Annotated in this window: 14 protein-coding genes; 13 read left to right on the forward strand and 1 reads right to left on the reverse strand. The window is 41.1% G+C overall.

The annotated features are described in order from the left end of the window. The 7 genes from K2W90_02810 to K2W90_02840 all read left to right on the forward strand — a co-directional run. Nucleotides 1-2325: hypothetical protein (locus K2W90_02810; protein ID MBY0353273.1), on the forward strand; the 2325-nt coding region annotated here is incomplete at its 5' end. A 231-nt stretch (nucleotides 2326-2556) separates the two neighbouring features. Then, a complete protein-coding gene (locus K2W90_02815; protein ID MBY0353274.1) occupies nucleotides 2557-4026 on the forward strand; it encodes a hypothetical protein in 1470 nt (489 codons plus the stop codon). Nucleotides 4027-4051: 25 nt separating this feature from the next. Then, on the forward strand, nucleotides 4052-6082 hold the full coding sequence (locus tag K2W90_02820; GenBank protein ID MBY0353275.1) for a hypothetical protein: 2031 nt from the start codon (nucleotides 4052-4054) through the stop codon (nucleotides 6080-6082). A 13-nt stretch (nucleotides 6083-6095) separates the two neighbouring features. Further along, nucleotides 6096-8126, forward strand: coding sequence for a hypothetical protein (locus K2W90_02825; protein ID MBY0353276.1), 2031 nt, complete (start codon nucleotides 6096-6098; stop codon nucleotides 8124-8126). A 46-nt stretch (nucleotides 8127-8172) separates the two neighbouring features. Further along, on the forward strand, nucleotides 8173-10197 hold the full coding sequence (locus K2W90_02830) for a hypothetical protein (GenBank protein MBY0353277.1): 2025 nt from the start codon (nucleotides 8173-8175) through the stop codon (nucleotides 10195-10197). A gap of 17 nt (nucleotides 10198-10214) precedes the next feature. After that, entirely contained in the window at nucleotides 10215-11765 is a 1551-nt protein-coding gene (locus K2W90_02835) for a metallophosphoesterase (GenBank protein ID MBY0353278.1), read from the forward strand. Between the two features lie 168 nt (nucleotides 11766-11933). Next, nucleotides 11934-14558 (forward strand): hypothetical protein, encoded by a 2625-nt coding sequence (locus K2W90_02840; protein MBY0353279.1) that lies wholly within the window; start codon nucleotides 11934-11936, stop codon nucleotides 14556-14558. A gap of 60 nt (nucleotides 14559-14618) precedes the next feature. Here K2W90_02840 and K2W90_02845 read toward each other — a convergent pair whose 3' ends face one another. Next, the gene (locus K2W90_02845; protein MBY0353280.1) at nucleotides 14619-15155 is read right to left on the reverse strand and encodes a fasciclin domain-containing protein; all 537 of its coding nucleotides are present in this window, start codon (nucleotides 15153-15155) and stop codon (nucleotides 14619-14621) included. 192 nt (nucleotides 15156-15347) lie between these two features. Between K2W90_02845 and K2W90_02850 the strand changes: the two genes are divergently transcribed. The 6 genes from K2W90_02850 to K2W90_02875 all read left to right on the forward strand — a co-directional run bounded on the left by K2W90_02850 (nucleotide 15348) and on the right by K2W90_02875 (nucleotide 24089). Then, nucleotides 15348-16592 (forward strand): ABC transporter substrate-binding protein, encoded by a 1245-nt coding sequence (locus tag K2W90_02850; protein MBY0353281.1) that lies wholly within the window; start codon nucleotides 15348-15350, stop codon nucleotides 16590-16592. A 16-nt stretch (nucleotides 16593-16608) separates the two neighbouring features. Then, nucleotides 16609-17709, forward strand: a complete 1101-nt coding sequence (locus K2W90_02855; GenBank protein ID MBY0353282.1) for a hypothetical protein — start codon at nucleotides 16609-16611, stop codon at nucleotides 17707-17709. 1 nt (nucleotide 17710) lies between these two features. Further along, nucleotides 17711-18613 carry a di-trans,poly-cis-decaprenylcistransferase gene (uppS, locus tag K2W90_02860; protein MBY0353283.1) on the forward strand — a complete coding sequence of 301 codons (903 nt, stop codon included), beginning with the start codon at nucleotides 17711-17713 and terminating at the stop codon, nucleotides 18611-18613. An 86-nt stretch (nucleotides 18614-18699) separates the two neighbouring features. After that, on the forward strand, nucleotides 18700-21615 hold the full coding sequence (locus K2W90_02865) for an ankyrin repeat domain-containing protein (protein ID MBY0353284.1): 2916 nt from the start codon (nucleotides 18700-18702) through the stop codon (nucleotides 21613-21615). A 163-nt stretch (nucleotides 21616-21778) separates the two neighbouring features. Beyond that, a complete protein-coding gene (locus K2W90_02870; GenBank protein ID MBY0353285.1) occupies nucleotides 21779-22987 on the forward strand; it encodes an ABC transporter substrate-binding protein in 1209 nt (402 codons plus the stop codon). Then, nucleotides 22977-24089, forward strand: a complete 1113-nt coding sequence (locus K2W90_02875; GenBank protein MBY0353286.1) for a hypothetical protein — start codon at nucleotides 22977-22979, stop codon at nucleotides 24087-24089. The genes K2W90_02870 and K2W90_02875 overlap by 11 nt, the downstream gene beginning before the upstream one ends. The last annotated feature ends 9 nt before the right edge of the window (nucleotides 24090-24098 follow it).

A 24098-nucleotide genomic window follows, 5' to 3' on the forward strand; every position in this document is an offset into this window, starting at 1 on the left:
TTGGGTAGCACAAGTACTTTGTCAACATTAGTTCGAACCACAAGTAACTTGATAAATGTGTTGACGCCGCTGGTTAAACAAACGAGTAATGCTGTTAACCGTATGGGACCAATTCTACGGACCACAAGTCACTCGGTTAATGTAATGTCGCCAATTGTACGAACAACAAGTAACTTGATCAATGTGCTGACACCCCTGGTTAAGCAAAATAGTAATGCGATTAACGCTTTGGGTAGCACAAGTACTTTGTCAACATTAGTTCGAACCACAAGTAACTTGATAAATGTGTTGACGCCGCTGGTTAAGCAAAATAGTAATGCGATTAACGCTTTGGGCAGTACAAGTACTTTGTCAACGTTGGTTAGACAAAATAGTAACGCAATTAACAGCGTTGGTAGCACGAGCAGTTTGGCAGCGTTGGTTCGCACGACAAGTAACGCGTTTGCAAACAAGTGTCCGTTAATTATAGCGAATAGTAACGCGCTTAATGCTCTGGGCAGCACCAGTACCTTGTCAACGTTGGTCAGACAAAATAGTAATGCGATTAATGGTTTAGGCAACACGAGCAGCTTGGCAACATTGGTTCGCACGACAAGTAACGCGTTTGCAAACAAGTGTCCGTTAATTATAGCGAATAGTAACGCGCTTAATGCTCTGGGCAGCACCAGTACCTTGTCAACGTTGGTCAGACAAAATAGTAATGCGATTAATGGTTTAGGCAACACGAGCAGCTTGGCAACATTGGTTCGCACGACAAGTAACGCGTTTGCAAACAAGTGTCCGTTAATTATAGCCAACAGTAACGCTATTAACTCGCTTGATGATCGTGTTGCTGATAACGAGGCTGACATTATTACTAATACTATGAATATTGCAGCCAATTCGACAGCGATCAAAAATAATAGTAATGCGATTGCAGTGCTAGCTCCTCTTGTTAAAGCAACAAGCAATGCGGTTACATCAGGGTTAACACCATCTACCTTGGCAATCCAAAATAGTAACGCTATTTTGGTTAAGTGTATGGAAATCAAAAATAACAGTAATGCGATTACGGATTTGGTGCCACTTGTTAAAGCAACGAGTAACACTGTTTCTTCTGGCATGACGCCCTCTACTTTGGCAGTACAAAATAGTAATGCCATTTTGGTCAAGTGCATGGAAATCAAAAATAACAGTAATGCGATTACGGATTTGGCACCACTGGTTAAAGCAACGAGTAATACTGTTTCTTCTGGCATGACGCCCTCTATCTTGGCGGTGCAAAATAGTAATGCATTGGTTTATGGTATAAAAAACAACTCAAACGCAATAACTGCCCTGTGTCCATTGGTAAAACAAAATAGTAATGCAATTGTAAAAATACGCGCAGATCTGAGTACGATTGATGCCTTGGTGCCAAATATTGATGTTGACGTTGCTTATTATCAATTGGCGTTCGATTTATTTATTTCGCTGGATAATTTGCTCCGCGCTAATGTTTCAACGGTTATTAATGGCAACGGGCATGCTATACGTTTTGCTCGTGATCTTTCTAATATTTTTCAAATTATGCCCGGCATAACAGTAACTCTGACCAACGTTGTACTGAAAGATTTTGATGACGCTGTTATTGGGCTGGGAGCTGGCTCGCAACTAATCTTTGGTAGCGGAACGGTTGTAGAATTGGCAGACAAGACAGCGCTGTCTCGTGATTGGATTTTCCAAGATTCAGCAATCTTAAGTGGCTTTGGCAGCACGCTCGACCTTGCAGGTTCTTCGATTCAACTGATGCAGGGCGGCAACTTAGCTCTGCGGGATGTCTTTTTGGATGGTGTTCATGACACAAACATTCGTTGTGTTGGTGATTATGGTTGCATTGCCTTGTGCGATACTACGCTTTGTCTTGCCCGTGATTTTACCTTCACTACCGCAAGCTTGTTATTTGAGCGAGATGTTGTGGTTACCGGTACCAATATTTTTACCTACGAGTCACATGTTGCTTCAACAATAGATTCCTGCTCAACGCTCTTTTTTGACAAAGGTACTACCTTTAGTTATGCACCGCGCACTCGTGACTATCGTGACTTGCTTGAAATGAGAGATGTAACGTCAAACTTGATTTTGTTTGGATCTACTTTGAAATCAACAACAACGGGCCTGCGCTTGACCAAGGGAACGGTGTGCATTGACCATAAGGTTGCGGTATTTAATGATAGTGCTACCACGCTTTCAGAATCTATATGTCTTGGTAATGGCATAGCCGCTGACGATCTTAATATTCAGCTGCTTCCCGGTGCTTCGTTAAGCCTGCAGTCTGGTATTTTGAATTATGAAAACGTAAATTAGGGAATTTATTGAAATAAAATTTTTCTCGTCGTTTAAATTCCAAAAGGCTTTGACTCAAAGTTGTATCGAGTCAAAGCCTTTTTTTTTATATTTTTTTAAAAAGTATAGCAAATTGTTGCAATCAAAGATTTGTTTTTGGAATGATTGGCATGACAATAAAAATAGACTCAGTATGAAGGTTTTACAAGTAGTGGTCAGAACAAAAAATTATCGTAACCGGGTCAGTGTATCATGATAAAAAAACTTATACCTCGTTTATTCATAATCTTGAGCTTGCATAGTTCTCTTTTTGCAACATTCGACTTTTCAAGTAGAGACTCTCATGTTGCCTTTAAAGATAGCAGTGCGCGCATGCGGTTGGGCAAGGTAGCCAGTGTTATGGGCTGGACGCAAGAATCTATTGTTAATGCTTATGGCGATAATGCGGCATCTTCGTGGACTGAAGGCTACGCAGACGGAGCTCTTATTGCTTTTTCTGGTGGTACCAAGCCTACAACGAATTTGGTTTATAACAACAGTAATGCCATTAATGCTGGTACGGGTGGTGGAAACACAGCTCTTGTAATTCAAACGAGTAATGCGCTTGTTTATGGCTTGCGCACAACAAGTAATGCGATTCTTGCCTTAGGCAGACGTATTACTAATAACAGTAACGCAATTATTAATCTGGGTAGGCGCATAACAAATAACAGTAATGCAATTCTTGCCTTGGGTAGACGCATAACAAATAACAGTAATGCGATTGTTTCATTGGCTGCTGGTGGAGGGTTTAGCAATATTGTTATTAGTACGGCAACCTATACTTTTGTTAATGATGTTAATATTTCAAATGATCGTACTATTTTAGTTACCGTTTCAAGCCAAGTAGATGGGGCCGGTCATAGTATTACCTTTGCGCGTAACAAACCAAATGTTTTTACCATTAATCCCGGTTTGAACGTGTTGCTAAAAAATATTGTTTTAAAAGATTTTTCAGATGACGCTATTTCTTTGGGCGCAGGTTCAACCTTAACCTTTGGTGATGGCGTAGTGATTGAGCTAGCCAAAGATGAAACGCTTTCAAGAAATTGGATTTTTGCAGGTACTGCGTGCCTCAATGGTTTTGGTAACATTCTTGATTTGGGCTTTTTTAACATTCAAATTTTGCAACCTGGCAGGCTGATTATGCAAGATCTTTTTGTTAAAAAAATGCGTGCCAACAATATTCGTTGTGTTGGCGACAAGGGCTCGCTGACCATTCGCAACGCGGAGTTGTTTATGTCCAGCAACTACACACTCAGCGTTGGAGGCATATTGTTTCAGCAAGAAGTTCTAGTAACAGGTACAAATATCTTTAGTTATGAAACTGGTCAAACATCAACAATCGACACGAAAGCTACGCTCTTTTTTGATACCAACAGTACTTTTAGTTATGCGCCAAAGAGACGTATAAATCGTGATTTAATTGCCATGACTGACGTTACCTCTCGTTTATTTGCCAATGGGTGTACCATTAAATCTACCACTACGGGTATGCGTTTAACCAAAGGGACGTTAGTTGTTGACGGTAAAGTTACCTTGCAAAATAGTGGAGCTACAGCGTTATCACAAGGTATTTCTTTTGGTAATGGTACAGCTGCAAGCGATTTAACTATTAATATTCTTGGGGGCGCCAAGCTTGAGTTAACGTCTGGCGTTCTTGTTTACAACAATGCTTCATAAAAAATAAAAGAATAGGAAGATGATTATGTTGAAAAAAAGTATGCTGCTTCAGGTTTTGAGTGTCCTTGTTGTAAGCTCATTACACGCGTCATTTAACTTTACCGGCGATAGTTCGGTGTTCAAAATTTCTGGAACTTCAACAATAGCAGTTGTTGCGGGGTTAACCGTTTCTGATGGAACGTTTGAAAAAGATTCATCAGCTTCGCTCATTGGGCAAAATGTTACCTTTTCAGATGGTACTTTTATTACCGACGATGTGGCAGTATTTTTGACCGGCGATTCCAAATTAGACAATCAAGCCCGCTTGATCTTGAATGGTAACGATTCATTTCGTGCCGATCAAGGTACCGTTATGGAAGCAGTTTTGGTAAGTGGTAAAAATAATAAGCTTGAAGGAAGCCCTTACTTTTTAGATACCGATGCCATTACGTTGCAAGATCGTAACACAACGTTAACGCTAGCAATGCAAAGTGTGATGAGCAACAACATAAAAATGAACAGTGGTTCATTGTACTTGGGCAGCAATTTGTATATGGGCGATGGCGCACAATTTACTGGCGGTGGTGGCAGAATAGAATTTAATGACTATCGCTTAGTGATGGGTGGACAAGATTTACATTGGAGTGCAACAAACTACTTTCTTAATGCGACAGATTTAACACTCAACAGTAATGTTCAATTAACGGGCCAATGGGTATTTGATGGTGACAGTAATTTAAATGGCAACGGTTACATTTTAGATATTTCAAGTGGTAGTACATTGCGCATTAAAGGTGGCACACGCCTGACCATATCCGATTTAAAAATTAAAGGTCTTGGTTCAGGATTTATTGTTTTTGATGATAACAGTGCTGGTATAAATTTAACAAGTGCAGAAATAGAAATGAACGCCAATTATTCAGTAACTATTGGCGGTATGAATGCTAACGGTCCAACCACTATTGCGACAAAAGAAAAGAAGCTTACGTTTGGCGTGTATGGTACCTTGACGGTGGATGGTATTGCGCTTACCTACGAAACAATGCAGTTTCCTGATCAAAATAATATTCGATTTGGTGATGAAGCATTTAATCTTGAAACACTTAATGGCGGGGTGATTAGAACTATTCGTACCGATCCTGTTGGGGGTTATAGCTTTAATAACGAAACGGTAACGTTAGGTCGCCACATTGTGTTGACTGAAATTAAACCAATGACTATTACCGGCAATGTGACGGTTATCGGTGCGGGCAACCCAATTGGTATTGGCCAAACACCTAATCCGGTAATCTTTCTTAATCCAGGTTCAAAATTGACACTCAAAGAAACCGTATTGCTTGAATTTGGAACGTCAAACGTTTCATTTGGTGCTAATTCAAATATCGAATTTGGCAATCGTTGTAAGGTTGAGCTGGGTAAAAATTGTACTGCTAACTTTACGTTGACTTTTCGTGGTGATACTGTGCTGAAGGGTTTTGGTTATATCCTTGATTTAGGAACTACGGGAAGTATTGTGCTTGCGTCGACGCCAGGAACAAGTTTGGTACTCGCAGATCTTACGATTAAAGGTATTTCTGGCACAAATATTCGAGCTATGGATCGTACTGGTACGTTCAGTATACAAAATGTGCGTTGGCTTCAAGAAGCAACATATACCATGACTATGGGTCATTTTGATCTTTTGGATGGTTGGGCAATTGAGGGCGCGAGTCCATTTATTTATAATACCGACCGCATAAGTACTATCTACGGTGGTGGTAACATGCAATTTGGTGAAGATACAACACTTGTCTACAGACCTAGAACTAATAATCGTCAGGCAATTTCGTTGCTCAATTCAAATTCGTATCTTTCATTTAATGGTACGTCACTTGTTTCTTCAACAACTGGCTTGCGCTTAACTAAAGGTACATTATTTATTGATGGCGTTGCTAAGTTTTCAAACTCGGCCGTTAGCTTATCTCAGGCAATTACCTTTGGTAATGGCGTTGCGGCAAATGACTTGACAATAAATATAAATCCTGCGGCAACTCTTGAATTAACATCTGGCTTATTGTCTTATGAAAATACATTCTAAAAAAAGGGTAACAATGAAGAAGCACCTTCTGTTTCTTATTTTTTCTACTGCTTTAATCAACAATGTGCAGGCGCGTATTAAGTTTGGTGCTCATGGATCCGCAATCAAACTTTCAGGAACGTCTACTATGAATGTTTCCGCTGGTATTGCTATTTCTGGTGGAACTTTTGAAAAAGATACAGACGCTTCATTAACGGGACAAAACATTACTTTTTCAGATGGTACTTTTATCACTCAAGACGTAGCAGTATTTTTGACCGGCGATTCTAAATTAGACAATCAAGCCCGCTTGATCTTGAATGGTAACGATTCATTTCGTGCCGATCAAGGTACCGTTATGGAAGCAGTTTTGGTAAGTGGTAAAAATAATAAGCTTGAAGGAAGCCCTTACTTTTTAGATACCGATGCCATTACGTTGCAAGATCGTAACACAACGTTAACGCTAGCAATGCAAAGTGTGATGAGCAACAACATAAAAATGAACAGTGGTTCATTGTACTTGGGCAGCAATTTGTATATGGGCGATGGCGCACAATTTACTGGCGGTGGTGGCAGAATAGAATTTAATGACTATCGCTTAGTGATGGGTGGACAAGATTTACATTGGAGTGCAACAAACTACTTTCTTAATGCGACAGATTTAACACTCAACAGTAATGTTCAATTAACGGGCCAATGGGTATTTGATGGTGACAGTAATTTAAATGGCAACGGTTACATTTTAGATATTTCAAGTGGTAGTACCATTCGTATAAAGCCAAATACACGTTTGACAATCTCTGATTTAAAAATTAAAGGCCTTGGGTCAGGCTTTATTGTTTTTGACAGAAATAGTTCTGGCATAGACTTAACAAGTGCAGAAATAGAAATGAATGCTAACTATTCAGTCACTATTGGTGGTATGAATGCTAACGGCCCAACCACTATCGTAACAAAAGAAAAGAAGCTTACGTTTGGCGTGTATGGTACCTTGACGGTGGATGGTATCCCGCTTACGTATGAAACAATGCAATTTCCTGACCAAAATAACATAAGATTTAATAATGAAGCAGTTAACCTAAAATCGCTTAATGGCGGGGTCATTAGAACTATTCGTACCGATCCAGTTGGCGGTTATAGCTTTAACAATGAAATAGTAACACTTGGTCGTCACATTGTATTGACTGAAATTAAGCCAATGACCATTACGGGGAATGTTACCGTTATTGGTGCGGGCAACCCAATTGGTATTGGCCAAACGCCTAACCCAGTAATTTTTATTAATCCAAATTCACACCTCATATTTAAAGAAACAGTTTTGCTTGAGTTTGGTACATCAAACGTTTCGCTTGGCGCCAATTCAAGTATTGAGTTTGGCAATCGGTGCAAGGTTGAGTTGGGTAAAAACTGTAGTGCAACCTATTCATTGACGTTCCGTGATTCTACCGTACTGAAGGGCTTTGGCTACATTCTAGATTTGGGTACAACGGCAAGTATAGTACTTGCATCAACGCCAGGTAGCAGCTTAACGTTAGCCGACCTTACCATAAAAGGCATTGCGGGTACCAATATTCGTACTATGGACCGTACCGGTACGTTTAGTATACAAAATGTTAATTGGGTTCAAGAAGCAACGTATACCATGACTATGGGGCATTTTGATGTTTTGGATAATTGGGTAATTACGGGCGCTAGTCCATTTATTTACAATACCGATCGCATTAGCACTATTCAAAACGGTGGCAACATGTTGTTTGGGGAAGATACAACACTTGTCTACAGACCTAGAACTAATAATCGACAAGCAATTTCGTTGCTCAATTCAAATTCATACCTCTCGTTCAATAATACATCGCTTGTGTCATCAACAACTGGTTTGCGCTTAACTAAGGGGACTTTGGTGATTGATGGTGTTGCTCGGTTCTCAAACGAAGCGGCTGTATCTTTATCGCAAGCAATTGCATTTGGGGATGGTGTTGCTGCTAATGATCTTGGTATTTTCATTGCGCCAGGATCGCGTTTAGAGGTTGTTTCCGGCATATTTAGTTATGAAAATACACAATAGATTTATGTAGATAATTTTTGAAATATAATCAAGAAAGGTGATGGTTGTGAAAAGGATCATACAAGCGCTTGTGCTTCTTACGCTGTGCACTGGTACGCCAGGCTTTGGCAGAATAAAATTTGCTGGCCAAACGTCAGCAATAAAACTGCTTGATGCTGCCACACTTAATATTAGAAGCGGGTTAACCATTCAAAATGGTATTTTGGAAAAAAATGCCAATGCGAGCATTATAGGTCAAGATATTACCTTTTCTGATGGTGTTTTTATTAGTGATGGCACCGAAGTCTCGCTGGTGGGAGACCCTCGCCTTGATGATCAGTCAATTTTACATTTGAATGGCAACGATGAGTTTACCGCAGAGCCTGGTTTAATTATGCAGGCAGTGCAAGTAAGTGGGAAAAATAATCTGCTTGATGGTCAACCATCGTTTCTTGATACTGATGCTATTACGTTGCAAGATGGTTTAACAACCTTGACGGTTGCATTTCAAAGTGTGCTTGATAAAAATATTGTTTTAAACGGCGGGCAGCTCTACCTTGGCGGCAATCTCATTTTTGGCGACGATGCACGCATTAAAGGTTCAGGGTTGGTTAATTTTAATGGCTATCGTCTGATGCTTGGTGGCAACGCTTTAACGTGGAATGATGACACTGGTTTTATTGATGCTTCAGACATTGTGCTCAATAGTAATGTTACGCTTGGCGGACAGTGGTTATTTGATGGTGATTCAAATCTCAATGGTAATGGCTACATTCTCAATCTTGCCGGTAACTCGTTGCGTGTTAAAGCTAATACAACGTTAACCTTGTCTGACATAAAAATTAAAGGCCTTGGCACCGGTTCAATTATTTTTGACGATAACACAGCTTGCGTGCGCCTCGCTCAGGTTGAAGTGGAAATGGATAATAATTTTACCATAACTGTTGGTGGTTTTTATGCCGATGGTCCAACAACGATCGTGACCAAAAATAGATTATTAACCTTCGACAATTACGGTACGTTGACCGTTGATGGTATTGCGTTAACGTACGAATCGCTTGCATTTTTGCCCCAAGACAATATTCGCTTTACTATGACTTCAGACAATTTGGTAAAACTTAATGGCGGCATTGTACGCCGATTGGCTTCTGCATTGACCGGTGGCTTAGATATTTCTTCAACCGTTTCTCTCTCCGGTCCATTGTTTGTTACTGATAGTACGCCACTGATTTCAACTGGCAATAACGTTCTTGACGGTAATGGCAATATTATTTTTATTTCGTATACCGACAATCCAACAATTATTGTAAATAACAATAGCTCGTTGGTCTTTACCAATGTTTTAATTTCAGGCTTTAACCCAGATGGTGTTCAGCTGGGCAACAATGCAGAGCTTGTTTTTGGTGATGACACAAAAATTGAATTGAGCAAGAATGTTGATTTGAAAATAACGCTTACTTTTGGTGGTGATGTTGTTTTTGAGGGACAGGGGCATTGCATGGATCTTGGCTCTACGGGCAGTCTTTTCTTGACGGTGCAAGGCTCTTCGCTCTTGCTACAAGACATTACACTTAAAAGCATTTCGGGAACCAATATTCAAGCAATGCACAACAATTGTACTTTCTCGCTCAAAGATGTTTCGTGGTGCCAAGATGCTTATTACAGCTTTACCGTTGGTAACTTTGACGTGTTGGGTAACTGGCGCTTGCATGGTGGCAAAGTCTTTTCATATCGCACGCCCCGTCCAAGTACTATTTTTGATTGTGTAACTATGACGCTTGATGGTCGACCAACTATGTTTTCATACGAACCACCAATCAGTAATCGAGATCTTCTGGTTATGACCAGCAAGACCTCAACGTTGGCATTACTTGGTGCTTCGCTTAATTCAAGTACTGTGGGCATGCGCTTAACAAATGGCACGCTGTTTGTTGATGGCAAGGTACAGCTCTATAACCCTGGAGCGGTACTTGATGCTGAAGGTTTTAGTTTTGGTAATGGCGTTGCGCTCAACGATCTTGACATAGAACTGAGCCCAGGGGCTTCATTAAACTTGGCATCAGGTATTTTGGATTATCAAAACGTTAATTAGTTAACAGTGAGAAGCAGATGATTAAACGTGCAAAAGCAAAAGCAAAAAGAGTGAGGCATAAACTTAAGTTAACGCCAACTATGTTTGTAGTAGCAGGTGGCGCAACAGTTTTTATTTTGGTCCTTTTTTTGTTCGTGCCACAGCCATTTTATCGTGAAGGCTTTGAGACACTTGCGCACATTAATCAGCATGCTGCAACGCTCGATGAATTGCGGCCCATGGAAGGGAGCAATTTTTCTCGGCCCGATTTTTCAAAATATTATGCTACCTTTGTACCAACGTTGGGCAAGCGCATTAAAGGTAAAGTAAATCGTATTTTAAGGGTGTTACATCTCAAAAAAGCACCATTGTGGTCATCTAGTTTTTTTAGAAATATTTTAGAAGAGGTTATTGCCGAGCGCGAAAAGCGTGGCTGGTCTGCTAAGCCAATTGTTCAAAAAGCGATGCTAGACCCACAAAGCCGCGTTGTTGTTTTTGGGGATCTTCAAGGAGCTTTTCATTCATTAACGCGTGATTTAAATGAACTTAAAAACCTTCAAATTATTGATGAACAGCTGCGCATTATGCAACCAAACTATTTTATTGTTTTTAAAGGCAATGTTATCAATCGTTCGCCATACACGCTGGAAACCCTTTCAATAGTGTTGCGCTTGATGCAGCGCAATCCAGACAATGTTATTTATTTGAAGGGTAAAAATGAGTATTACGATTATTGGAAAGAGCATACGCTGCGCGATGAATTAAAAACAAAAACAGCCGATCAGTCGACTAAAAAATATTCCATGGTAAAAGAGGTACAAAAGTTTTTCCAAACCTTACCGCTTGGTTTTTATGGCACTATCGATACGGGACAATCTGTTGTTGCCGTGCGCATTTCTCCGTATGGTCGCAAAAGTAAAAAAGCTGCGGCAATGGATGAAGCAACGTATGCCGACTTTTTAACAACGCCGTCGCAAGAGCGTTTGGCAACATTCGATTTAAACATGCGTACGCAAGGGCCGCAACCATCGAGCGAGCGTTTAATGGTTAAAGCAATTATTCATGCTATTTCTAAGCGCAATAATTACGAACCAACCGATGGCATGTATTTGTTGGGTGCCGACGATGGTGCGCTGGCGTGGACATTTCTTTCGTGTCCAACGCAGCCTTATCGCATGATCACTATGTTTTTCTTTGATGCTTTTGGTGTTATTTATGGCGATGCAGATATCAATCAGTGGAAGATTGCGTTGTACAATCGCGATATGCGCAAAACACAAGATCTTACCTTTAAAGCCCGTTGGCAGTATCTCTTTTCTGGTTATGACGAGCAAGGGCGCATGATTGCTACCGGCTTAAGCGGTGAAGAGCAGCAGTATGTTAATCAAATTATTCAACAACTTAAGACTTCGTTTCAGGGTAAAGAAGGCTTGAGCGAAAAAGATTTCTTGGGTCAGCTCCAAGCAATTCAGCAAGATCTTGAGCGCAAAGGTGTAGCTACACCACAGCCACAGGCGCTTCCGATAGAAATGCAACAACGTGGTGTGCCGGTACCAGTTGAAACTGACGCTTCCGATTCAAGTGACTAGTAATAAACTTCCGTCAACTTTTTTTTAAAGCATCTGCAAGAGATTGTTTTGCAGATGCTTTTTTTACGTCAACCTCAGCTTGCAAAAAAATAAAGAATCAGTAGCTTGGTTGGAGTGATGTACACGGTTTGTCATCATGAAGATAAAAAAAAGGAAGAGGAGAGTTGTATGCGCTCAAAAAAGAATCTATTACTTTTATGTGCATTTTTTTTAGCAGCCAATGGCTTTGTTACGCGATGTTTTCCGGTTGGTTCAGTGGGAATTGGCGATGACGAAGATCCTGCTGCACGGCCAGGTCTGAATATGAAAAAATCACCCTTGGCAGAAGAAGAAACAAAAGCCATGAAAAAAATGGCTTTGCCAAGTAAAGAAGAAGCGGGCGATGTTTTGGGTGGCATGGGTATGCCCGAAGATGACGAAGCATTGCAAAAAGTTCGTAAAAAAGTAAAAGGTGAAGATAGTGGTGCTTATAACATTTTAAAACAAAAAGTTTTTGAAGTTTTAAAAGAACAAACTATTGCAGAAAAACTTAATCAGAAATTAAAGAAGCGCGAAGGCATGGACATTTCTACCGTGTTTGGTGGACGTGTTCGTGAAGATTATTTTTATTATGCTAATCCAACCTCATTTCGAACAGATTTGAATGATGAGGCGAATTATTTCAGAAATAAGCTTGAAGCAAAGTGGTATGTTTTCCAAGGCTTGCGCAAGTATCAACGTCCGGCATCATTAGCGAAAGTTAAAATTTCCAACTATTCTTTTTGGAAAGACAACGGCGGTGAAGCGCAAAAATTCACCGCGGAGCACACATATGCCGGCAGAACGCCGTATGGTAGAAATCAATCTGCCGATCTTGACGGTGCACAAATGTCTGATACCCATACGCATCGCTCGTTGGTTCCATTGGTTTATTTGGAAGAAGCGTGGTTTGACATTCAATTTGGTACGTTTGTAAAATCACTCAAAGATTATCCAATCTCTTTTAAGATGGGTTACTTTCCGTACTGGATAGGCCGTGGCCTTTCGCTTGGCGCGCATGATGACCTGGCACTCACGTATGGCGGTTGGCAGGGCGATGCTGATCAATTCCGTTATCCAGCAATGCCTCCAGGGATTTTGTTGCGTGGTCAACTTTCCGATGACTGGACATGGGATCTTTATTACAACAAGTGGCGTGAAGTAAGTAGTTCACCAGAAAATTTGATTATCAATGTTGTACACAAAGACAGACTTTCTGGACCGCGCCCAGAACGCGGCAGAAATCAAGATCGTGACACGTGGGCATTGCGCTTTGACTTTAACAAGAGTTTAGATGGTAAAGGCAGCTTGCTGTTTGAACCGTACTTTGTTTATACCCGCGCTCCAGAACAAGCGCTTGAGCATGAAGCTGACGCGCGCGCCAAACTGGGCACCGTTGGTTTTATGGTGGACTGGAAATATAAAGGTTGGGAATTTAACGTTGAAGCTGCTGGGCAATTTGGGCATCAGCATGTGCATGATATTGATCGCAATGTTATTGAGTTGCGCAGAAATAAAGCAACTGGAGCCGTGCAAGAAGTTTTTAGTCATGTATTTTTTGCGGGTATGACACCGTTAGCTTCTTTACCTGCTGTTTTAGATGCACTTCCGGGCATTACACTTGCAGAAGGAACACTTCTTTCAAACAATTTATTTGCTATTCCGGCTGGCGGAGCATATGATCCTCGTGATGAAAATAAAGTTCCAGTGAGATTTTCTGATCCTGTAGCTATTGCTCCTGACGGCGTTGATCTTAAATCGCTCATTGATGCACCACAGAACAGAAACGTTAACCGCAATGGACAACCAATTGTGCATGCTGATGGTGTAACACCAGCTACCATTGGCGGCAGAGGAATTTATAACTCAGCATTCTTTGGTAATAATCGCTTTAGAAATGCTTACAAACTTGGGTATGATGGTTTCTTAGCCTTGTGCGATATTGCTTACAATTGGGATCATGGTCAAGCTGCTATTGCAGGTGGTTACATTGGTGGTGATTCATATCCTTACAATGAAGAAGTTGATAAAAACTATGGTACATTTATTGCACAACGCGCAGGATATCGTGGTTTGCATGTGCAGCCAGTTTATATGATGGAACGGCTTGTTTTGGCGCGACCAGTAAATATTGAGAATCGACAATTCTTGGCAAAAAATAACTATCGTGATTACAGCAACTTGCAATTTGTGGGTGCTAGTTTTACGTGGAATCCGCTTAAAGATAAGCATACGTTAAGTATTAATCCAAACGTTATGGCGTTTTGGGAAGTTGGTGATTTGCAACGTTGGGATACGCAAAATTTTGATCCGTTTGCTGATTATAATAGTAATATTATCAACGAAGTTATTGATGCAACTCCTTTCTCTACTATTCCAGCTGATCGAAATACTACAAAAGCATTCTTTAATGCTCTTCCAGAAGCGCAACGTAATCAATTGATTACGTTTGCCAATCTTTTGCGTGGCAGTAAAACTGCACAAATTGAGGCTGTGCGCGACAAGCAAAAATTTAAAGGTTGGCTGAGCAAAGAAAAAGCAAGTAAGTTTTTGGGTGTTGAGCTAAACCTGTTGGTTGATTATTACGTTCAAAAGAACATCAGATTTTACTTAAGAGCGTATGCCTTCTTCCCTGGCAAGCTCTACACCGATTTGCTTGGGCAGCCAAACGAATTTGCCGTGCGCTTTAATGAAAATGGCGATGATTTTGTGTTCAATTCTCAAGGCACTAGTACGTCACTTGGTTTCTACACCGGCTTTGATTATCGTTTCTAAGATTTCTACTTTTTCTAAGAGAAAGGGCGTTACAATTTTTTTGCAACGCCCTTTCTCTTGTTACAGCTTTTCGTCAGGCTCTGTATCTAAAATCGCATCAATAACGTGCACCATGCCGTTGTCACCTTTCAAGTCAGGTACCACAATGTTTGCTTTTGTTGAGAAAGCTTGAATTTTTTCTTTAACAACTTTTAGTTTGGGCCCAACTGCGCGTTCATATTCAGGTCGCAAGGCATTTACTGGTTCGTTTGCTTTAAAACAAACGTGCTGCTTGAGTAATGTGCGCAATGTTTTTGAACGGGCTTCTTCTGGGCCGCCCTCAATAAAACCTTCTTGTGCAGCAATTGCTTTCATTTTTTCTTCAGGAAAGCCCGCTTTAATCCAGGCTTCATTGTTGGGTGCAAAAATAATTACTGGCACGTACAACCCATAAACCGGTGTAAACTCATTTGCTTGCGCAATGCCTTCGGCTTTGGCCAAATGCATGGCCAGGCAAAAAAGGCTCAAATCTTCGCGCTTTTTCATAACGTCCCACACAGTATCTGCGTGCAGGGTGGTGGCAAAGAGTAGACACACAAGGCCAAGATATTTTTTCATAATAACTCCCATAATAATTGGTACTGATATTTTTGTGTGCTTTCTATGCTGCTTTATAAAAAGTATAAAAATTTTAGTAGGCCTGAGTAAACGATTTCTTTGTTCAATCGTTAAACTGTTGACTTATGTACGGCTTGGGCAACAGCTTAAAAGAGTAAAAAAGTTGATTGCTGATCGAGGAGTAAAACGGTGGTGCTTAAAAAAATAGTACTCATAGCTTTGTGCAGTAGTTTTGGTTTTGGACAGCTTGCAGCGCAGGCATTGCAGCAAGTGCCGCAAGAAGAGCAGGGAATGCAACAAGCTCCTGCTCAGCAAGTAACACAAGAAGCTGTTGGCTACCCGCCCATTCCTCTTGCGCAGACGCCTCAGGGGGTTACCGAAATTCCCGTCTGTACGTCCTATTCATTGCGCGGGGACTATGTATTTATTGGTGAGTTAATGTTGAGTGCCTCAAAGAATTTTTTTAAAGAAATTGATGCACAGTTGCGCAAGCAGCAAGAAATCTGGTTTACGTTGCGAGACAGAGGCAATAATGAGCAGGGCAGTGAAAAACTTGCTAAGCTTGTTTCAACCACTTCGCCCCTGGTTTTGGGGTTGGTTGGTACCGAGTTGTTCTTTTCTATCGAGCAGTTGTTGCAAGAAAAAAAAATGCTTCTCCTCTTTCCAACCGAAGGTATCAGTTCATTGCGTAAAGCTCAGTACGAAAATGTTATTTACTTTCGGCCTTCCTACAAAAAAGAGTTAGCTGCATTAATAGATTATACACTCAATAAGCGCTACAAGCGTAAGATTGCGGTTTTGTACGAAGCAAGTGAGTGGGGCGAGAGTATTTTTACTGACGTAAAAGACTTGTTAAGTCAGTACGGTGTTGAGCCGGTTGAGTGGGCGTCGTTTCCGCAGGGCACGGTAGAAATAGGTTTGGCGTTGGACCGCATAGCGCAGGCCAAGCGCACACCAAATGCTATTTTTTGTTTGACGCATCCACGAGCGGCCTACACATTTGTGCGCAATGCTCTTAACGTTGGCTTACACAATGCGCTTTTTGTTGGCCTTTCAAATTTAAATATTGTTCAATCGCTCATTAAAACGTCGCTGGGCATAGACATTGTTGTGTCGTCGGTAGTGCCCAACCCGCAGGCGGCTACTATTCCGTTGGTTAGTGAATATAAACAGATGGCGCAAGGTTTGCTAGTAACGCGAGCAGACTCGCCATTTTATTTTGAAGCGTTTATTGGGCAGCGGTTATTAGTTGAGTGTTTACAGCGGTTGCAAGGTTCTATCACGATTGAAAATATTATTCAAACGTTTCAAAATTTTCAAAACATGGATTTTTTTGGTTTGCCAATACACTTTAACAGTCGCGAGCGAGTTTTAGGACATGATGTGTGGATTAATCCTGGCATGACACGGCCGTGGATACTGGGCCGAGCAAGCTGAACGCAAGGATAGGTTTATGACAACGAAAAAAAAGAATAATCGATTTTTTAGCATTGATGTTTTTGGTACGAAATTTAAATATTCTTTGTTAACTATCATGCTGATTTATTTGGTGGGTTTGGTGCAGTACGTGGTAATGCATTTTCGTACTGACGATCCAATTCCGCAAGTGACCACCATCGATGCCATCATGCGCCGCCAATTCCGCTATTTTTCTGCTAAGGTACGGGCGGGGCTGTATATCAAAAATTTCTCAGTGTTTGATTTTGAAAAAAATGATTTTATGATTGATGGCATGGTCTGGTTTGAATTTAACAAAAACGAAATTATGCTCAAAACGATAGAAAAATTTTCATTCGAAAATAGTAAAATTGTTTATAAGTCACCACCAAATGTTAAAATTAATGATGATCGTATTTTGGTTACGTACGATGTTATTTTTTCTGTTAAAACTGACGTGAGTTTTTACCGCTTCCCCCTTGAAGATCATCGGCTTTCTATAGTCCTTACCAACGACTTTGTTTCGCCAAGCGAGATGTATTTTGACGATGAAACTGATTCGTTGTCGTTTACCGTTTCAGATAAGCTTTTTACGTCAAACTGGCGAGTGCATTCGCTTAATATTCTTTCTGGTTACTCAGCGTTGCATTACGATGTGCATCGCAAAGAGCGCCGTATTAATACGCCAAAAGTGGTTTTTACTATCAACTTTGGTAAATCTGGTCTCAAGAAAATTATGGTTATTTTTGTGCCAATTTTTGCGGCAATTTTTTTCTCACTCTTTTCTTTTTTATCACATTATGCCAATCTTTATGCTCGCTATGGGCTTACCGTAACGCCCATTACCGCTCTGCTTGGCTATCGCTTTGTTATTGAAAATATGAGTCCTTCGGTTGGTTATTTTACCGTGAGTGATAAGTTATACGTATTTTTTATTCTCTTTGCTTTTCTTACCTTTGTTTTTCAGTTGTGGTTTTCGCGTCGCTTTGCAGAAAAAGGTAGTACCGCTCAAGAAACAGCAGCTATTGGGGTTTACGCAGAAAAAATATCATCAATTGCTTATTTTATTTCACTGATTATTTTTGTGGTTGCGGTAACATACATTATTTTGGCGTGAGGTGCATAACAGTATGATTCGCACCTGGTTTGTTTTGTGTCTGTTTTTTCTTTCGTTCACATCTCTTTCTGCCAACTCATTGGCAACTGATTACGTTGCGGCTGACTTGGTCCTCACATCAACTGCGCATACGCTGCTCGATTTAGTTACTGCCAATTCAAGTGCTACCATTTGTGGTGTTAAAAGTCATAGCGGCATTATTGTGCAGGCGGTAGAAAAACTTAAACATGTGGCAATAATTCCGGATGGCAACCGCCGGTGGGCGCGCAGTCAAGGCCACGAATCGCTGTACGGCCACACCGTTGGCTTTTCTCAAGTTGCGCCACGCATTATTACCGATCTGTTCGATCTTGGCGTGCATACCGTTACCCTGTGGTGTTGCTCGCCAGAAAATTATAATCGCTCAGTTAGCGAAGTGAGCAACGTTGGTGTTGCCTGCAATCTGATGCTCAATACGCTGCGCGACGTGGCAAAAAAACGTGGCGTGCGCATTGTGCGGCTCGGCCGCAAAGACCGCATTCCCGGTGATTCTATGAGACTGTTGGATTTATCTGAAAAAGAAACATTGTTGTACACAAACCATGTGCTTAATTTGGCCGTTGATTATGGTAGTTGCGACGAACTTTGTCGCGCATGCACTAAGCTGATTGCCCAAGCCAAGCCGGGCAGTAAAATTACACAAGAAATGCTTGCTCAAACGCTCGACACGTCTGGCCAGCCGTACCCCAACCCCGATCTGATTATTCGCACGTCGGGCGAGAGCCGCCTTTCCGGTTTTATGATGTGGCAGGCGGCGTATAGTGAGCTTTATTTTACGCACAAGCACTTTCCTGAGTTTGACCGCTCACTGCTGATTGAAGCGATTACTGAATTTAGTAACCGCAAGCGGCGCTACGGGCTTTAAATTTATCGCATTGTTTTTCTTTCTTTTCACGTATTTTCAATTAAAATGCCAACGTAGTAATAAGCTTTTTAGAGAAAGGAAAATACGTGAAGAAACTTCTGAGTATTCTTTTTACATCATTAATATTTTCAGTGTACGCCCAGCAAGAGCAGCTTCCTGCAGTTGAGCAGCCTTTAACATCTGTTAAGCTTGTTAAAGAAAAAAAGCACAAATCTCTTTACTCACAACTTATTGATTATTCTTGTGATGGAAAAGTAGAAAAGTTACGAAAAGCAGTTGTTCGGGCAAAAGAAAAAGGGCGCTCTGTTGATTTGGATGAAACTCGTTTGACGCCTCTTCACTTTGCTTCTTTGGGTGGTCATACTGAGTGTATAAATGTTCTTCTTGATGCCGGTGCTGATGTAAATGCTGTTGTTCAAGAGAGTGAAGATTATTGTGGCTATACGCCGCTTTGTTTTGCAATAAGGTGGGAGAAATTTGAGGCAATAAAATTGCTTCTTGACAGAGGCGCCTCTGCCAATGTGATGTCAGAAAAATCCGGCGTAACTCCTTTGTCGCTTGCGCTTGATACGCAGAATATTGAATGTCTAAAATTACTTTTAGAACGCGGGGCAGAGCCTATTTGTGAAGAATTGGACAAACTTCTTTTTTGTGCCGTTTCTCATAAAGACAGTGATTTTTTACAGTCGCTTCTAAAAAAAGATGTTGGTTCTCTTGAAGAATTAGATGGATTTAACCTGCTTTGCGAAGCTGCTTCTCGAGGAAGTCTTGAGTGCATGCAGTTACTTCTTGACTATGGCTTTAGTCCCAATCTTGTTGATACGGAAAAAAAGGTGGAGAGTTCGCCATTGCATATAGTAGCCTCTCTGGCTGATATTGCTTGTGTAAAGTTGCTTCTTTGTCATGGTGCTAATCCAAATTTTGTAGCGAGAGGATATACACCATTACATGAAGCTGTTTATAACGGCAGTGTTGAGTGTTTGAAGTTACTTCTTGATCACGGTGCTACGCCAAATACTGTAAATGATAATGCTTGGATGATGTATTCCACGCCCTTGCATGCAGCGGTTTGGTGTGGGCTTGTTGATTGCCTAGCATTACTTCTTGAGCATGGAGCTAATCCTAATGCTGGCGTTGTTAAAGAAGAAGGTATGGTTTTTACGCCTTTGCACCAAGCTGTTGGTAGAGAAAATGTTACTTGTGTAAAATTACTTCTTGAGCATGGGGCGGACCCAAATATTATGACCACACTATCTGGGGCATCTTCTGAAGAATCAGAGGAATCTGTAGAGTTTGTATATACGCCACTGCTTTTAGCTTCAAGAAATTCTGAATGTATAAAATTGCTTCTTGACCATGGGGCGAATCCTAATGCTGTGGTTGACTGGAATGGTTTGGTAGGAAGTAATATATTGCACCAAGCTATTTTTGTTGGAAATATTGAAGGGGTGAAATTGTTATTGGAGTATGGTGCCGATCCAAATGCTACCTATGATTGTAAATATGATCGCGTTGAAGGGAAGGCGCCTCTACACGAAGCTATATTTGGTGAAAATGTTGAGTGTATAAAATTACTTTTGCAACATGGGGCTGATCCAAATGCTACTTATACAAAAAATGAAAGAACAGGATTAACTTCGCTACATATTTGTCAAAACATTGAATGTGTAACTATTCTTTTGGAGCATGGTACCAATCCAAACGCTGTTGATAAGGATGAAGTTTTTGATGGCAGGACGCCACTGCATGAAGCTGTTGACAGAAAAAATGTCGAGTATATAAAATTGCTTTTGCAATACGGTGCCGATCCAAATTCCACGTTTACGGATAAAAAGCAAGGCATCGGAGGAATAACGCCATTGCATATGGCTCACAATGTTGAAAGCATAAAGGTTCTTTTGGCGTGCGGTGCTGATCCAAGCTTTGTAACGAATGGAAAATACAAAGAATATTCTCCTTTGCATGAGGCTATTCCAAATAAGGGTATTGAGTTTATAAAATTACTTCTAGAGTATGGGGCTGATCCAGATGCTATCTATGAGAATATGGAGACAGGCACAAAAAGAGTAACGCCACTGCATAGTGCTGCCTTTCACGGCAATATTGAATGTATAAAGTTACTTATTCAACGCGGAGCGAATCCGTTAAAATTTCAAAGGACTCCTTCAAGGCATGAAATAACTCCTCTGCATGTGGCTGCCCATTCAGGAAGTGTTGAGTGTGTACAGTTTTTTCTTGAAAGCGGAATTGATCCCAATATTTGCTTAAAAGATGGATTAACGAATGATATTTGTCCTATGCATTCAGCGGCCCAGGGAGGCAAGATTGAATGTATGAAGATTTTAGAACGCTATGGGGCCAAGCTGGATAAGGTAGATGCGGGTGGTTATACCCCCTTGCATATGGCTGCAACAAGTGGTTCCCTTGAGGCGGTGAATTTTCTTCTTGCAAGGGGTGTCAATGTGAATGCTGTTTCCAATTTTTTTCGTGAAACTCCATTGCATTGGGCTGCGAGAGAGGGGAACCCTGCGGTAGTATCGGCTCTTATTGCGTATAAAGCTAAAATAAATGCCAAAAATTCAGAAGGTATGACTCCTCTGCATCTGGCGGCAAAAAATAATCAGGCCGAAGTTTGTTATCTACTTCTTAAACGTGGCGCAAAAGCTAAGATACGAAGTAACGATTCGAGTAGTAAGAAAAAATATCACAACAAAATACCGCGCGACATAGCGCGTGATCTTGGCAATGTTGCCTTGGAAAAATTTCTCAAATATGCCGATTATTCGATTTTTCCTAAAAAATATATAAGTCGCTCTGGGCCGTGTATCTGCAAAATTTGCGACCTTGAGATTAAGGTCAATGGGCTGGTTTTAGAGACTGCTTGTAACCATTTCTTCCATCCAAATTGCCTTAAGAATTACGAAGATAATAAAAAGTGCCCGGTGTGTCAGAAAAGTAATGTGCCAAAAGGGCAGAGCTTATTTATTAATGCAAAAAACTGAGTTTATTAAAATTGGCATTGTTACCCTCTTTTCAAAAAAATTGGACTGAGATTGGTTGCGTGAAGTCGGTATGGCCCAAGAATGAAAAGTCTTGACTTTAAACCCCCAACCTTCGCATCCTCAATCTAGTTTTAAATTCTTGAAAAAAGGGGAAAAGCCCGTCATGAAGATTAAAAATATAGTTCTGTTTTTTTCTTTTGCGCTAAGCCTGGCCGCTCAATGGCAGTGCGTAGCAACGGCCGAGCAGCAAAGTGCCTATCCAGCATTGCCGGTCCAGCGGGACGATGGCAAAACAATTATACCGCTCTGTTCATCGTTTGCCCTGCACGGTGACAATGCGTTGGTTGGCAAGCAGATGCTGGCAAGCTCGCTCAATTTTTTAAAAGGTATGGAATTTTTGCCAGAAGAGAGCCGTGGGCGCGGGAGCTTTTTGGTGCGGCATCGTGGCAACAATGAGCTACTGGGGCGGGAGGGGACCAAGAACGCAAAGAATATGATTACGCAGCAGTCGCCATTGGTTGCAGGGTTGATGGGCACAGAAATGTTTTTGTCGCTTGAAGGGTGGATGCGTAAAAAGAAGGCGCTCTTTTTGTTTCCTTTTGAAGGCAATGTTTCGTTGCGGCAAAAAAAATATGAAAACGTTATTTACTTTCGGCCGTCGTATGAAAAAGAGATTGAGACGCTGGTAAATTATGTGGTCAAAAAACGCTTCCGCAGTGAGATTGCTATTTTGTATGAAGCAAGTGAGTGGGGCAAGCGTGCGCTGCAAACGTTGACGGCAAGTTTGCAGCGGCGTGGGATTCAAGCGGTTAAGACTGCCTCGTACCCGCAGGGGTCGGTGCGGGTTAAGCCGGCGCTCAAAGAGCTGGTCAGTGCTTCGCCCAACGTTATTTTTTGTCTGGCGCATGCGCGGCCTGCGTATAATTTTATTGGCAAAGCGCTGGATGCTGGCTTGCACAATGCTTTGTTTGTGGGGCTTTCTGAATTGAACACTATTCAAAAATTGCTCAAGACTGCCCGTGGGATTGATTTGATTGTCAGCTCCGTGGTGCCAGATCCGCAAAATTCTGACACGCAAATTGCGCGTGAGTATCGTGAAGCAATGAAGAGCTTTTTGTCGTTCCGGGCCGACACACCGTTTTATTTTGAGGCTTACCTTGGCCTTGAGTTGCTGACAGAATGCATCAGTCGAGTTGAGGGCGTGCCTACTATTCCCAAAATTATTGCTGGCTTTGAGAAATTTAATGAAGTGTACAAAGGTTTTGAGGTGCGCTTTAATCCGGTGGACCGTTCGCTTTCGCCGCGTGTGTGGATTAATGAGGGGGTTGGTAAGCCGTTGATTTCTGACAAAGAAAGTGAAAATGATGAATAACCTGCGGGCCGCGCAGCTGCACAATGTGAAGCTTAAATTTTTGCTGCTTTTGTTGAGTATGGCGTATGTTATGGTGTTGGTTGGGTTTACGTTGCGGCATTTTAGGTCTGAAGACCCAGTGCCTGATGCAGAAATGATTAGTATTGATATGAGAAAGCAGTTCCGTGATATTGCTGCTCAAGTGCGTGTTGGTTTGTATGTCAAAAGTTTTTCAAAGTTCGATTTTGTTGCCAACAATTTTATTATGGAAGCCGTTGTTTGGTTTGAGTTTAACAAGAACGAGATTACGCTTGAAACCATAGAAAAGTTTTCTTTTGAGCGCAGTGAAATTTTGTCACGCTCAGACCCAAAAGTTACCATGGACGGTAACAAAATTAATGTAAAATATAATGTTATAGTTTCTTTGCATTCCAATTTAGAGTTTCAGCGTTTTCCGCTTGAAGACCATCGCCTTTCTATTGAATTGATTAATGAGTTTGTCTCGCCAAACGAAATGTACTTTGATGATGACGTTGACTCACTTTCGTTTGTGATTGACGAAGAAGTCTTTACTGCCGATTGGGAAGTTGAGTCTTTGCGTGCCTTTTCTGGTTACACGGCGTTACATTACGATCAGTATCACGAAGACAAAAAAATTGGCATTCCTAAAGCAGTTTTTATTATCGACTTTAAAAAAGTTGGTGTTAAAAAAATGCTGGTTATTTTTGTACCACTTTTTGCGTCTGTGCTGTTAGCGCTCTTAACCTTTTTGATGAGCTTTAACAGCTACATTTCAAAAATTACGTTGTCGGCAACGGCCATTACCGCCTTGCTTGGGTATCGCTTTGTTATTGAAAACATGAGTCCCAAAGTTGGTTATTTTACCGTTACAGATAAATTCTTTATTTTCTTTTTGGTGCTCTCATTTTTCATTTTTATATTCCAGTTGCTCCTCATTCGTCAGTACATGATTTCTATAGACAAAGATAAATTTGAGCCGGCCGATCGGCCCGAGGCAGATGCGGTGCTCTATCCGCCTCGCATTACCGAGCGCATTAATACCTACGGCTTTTTTGTGGCAATTGCATTGTTTGTTGTTGTAGTAACCTACATCCTCTGGTAGGAGGTTTTA

This window comes from Candidatus Babeliales bacterium (assembly GCA_019749895.1).
Taxonomy (GTDB): Bacteria; Babelota; Babeliae; order Babelales; family RVW-14; genus AaIE-18.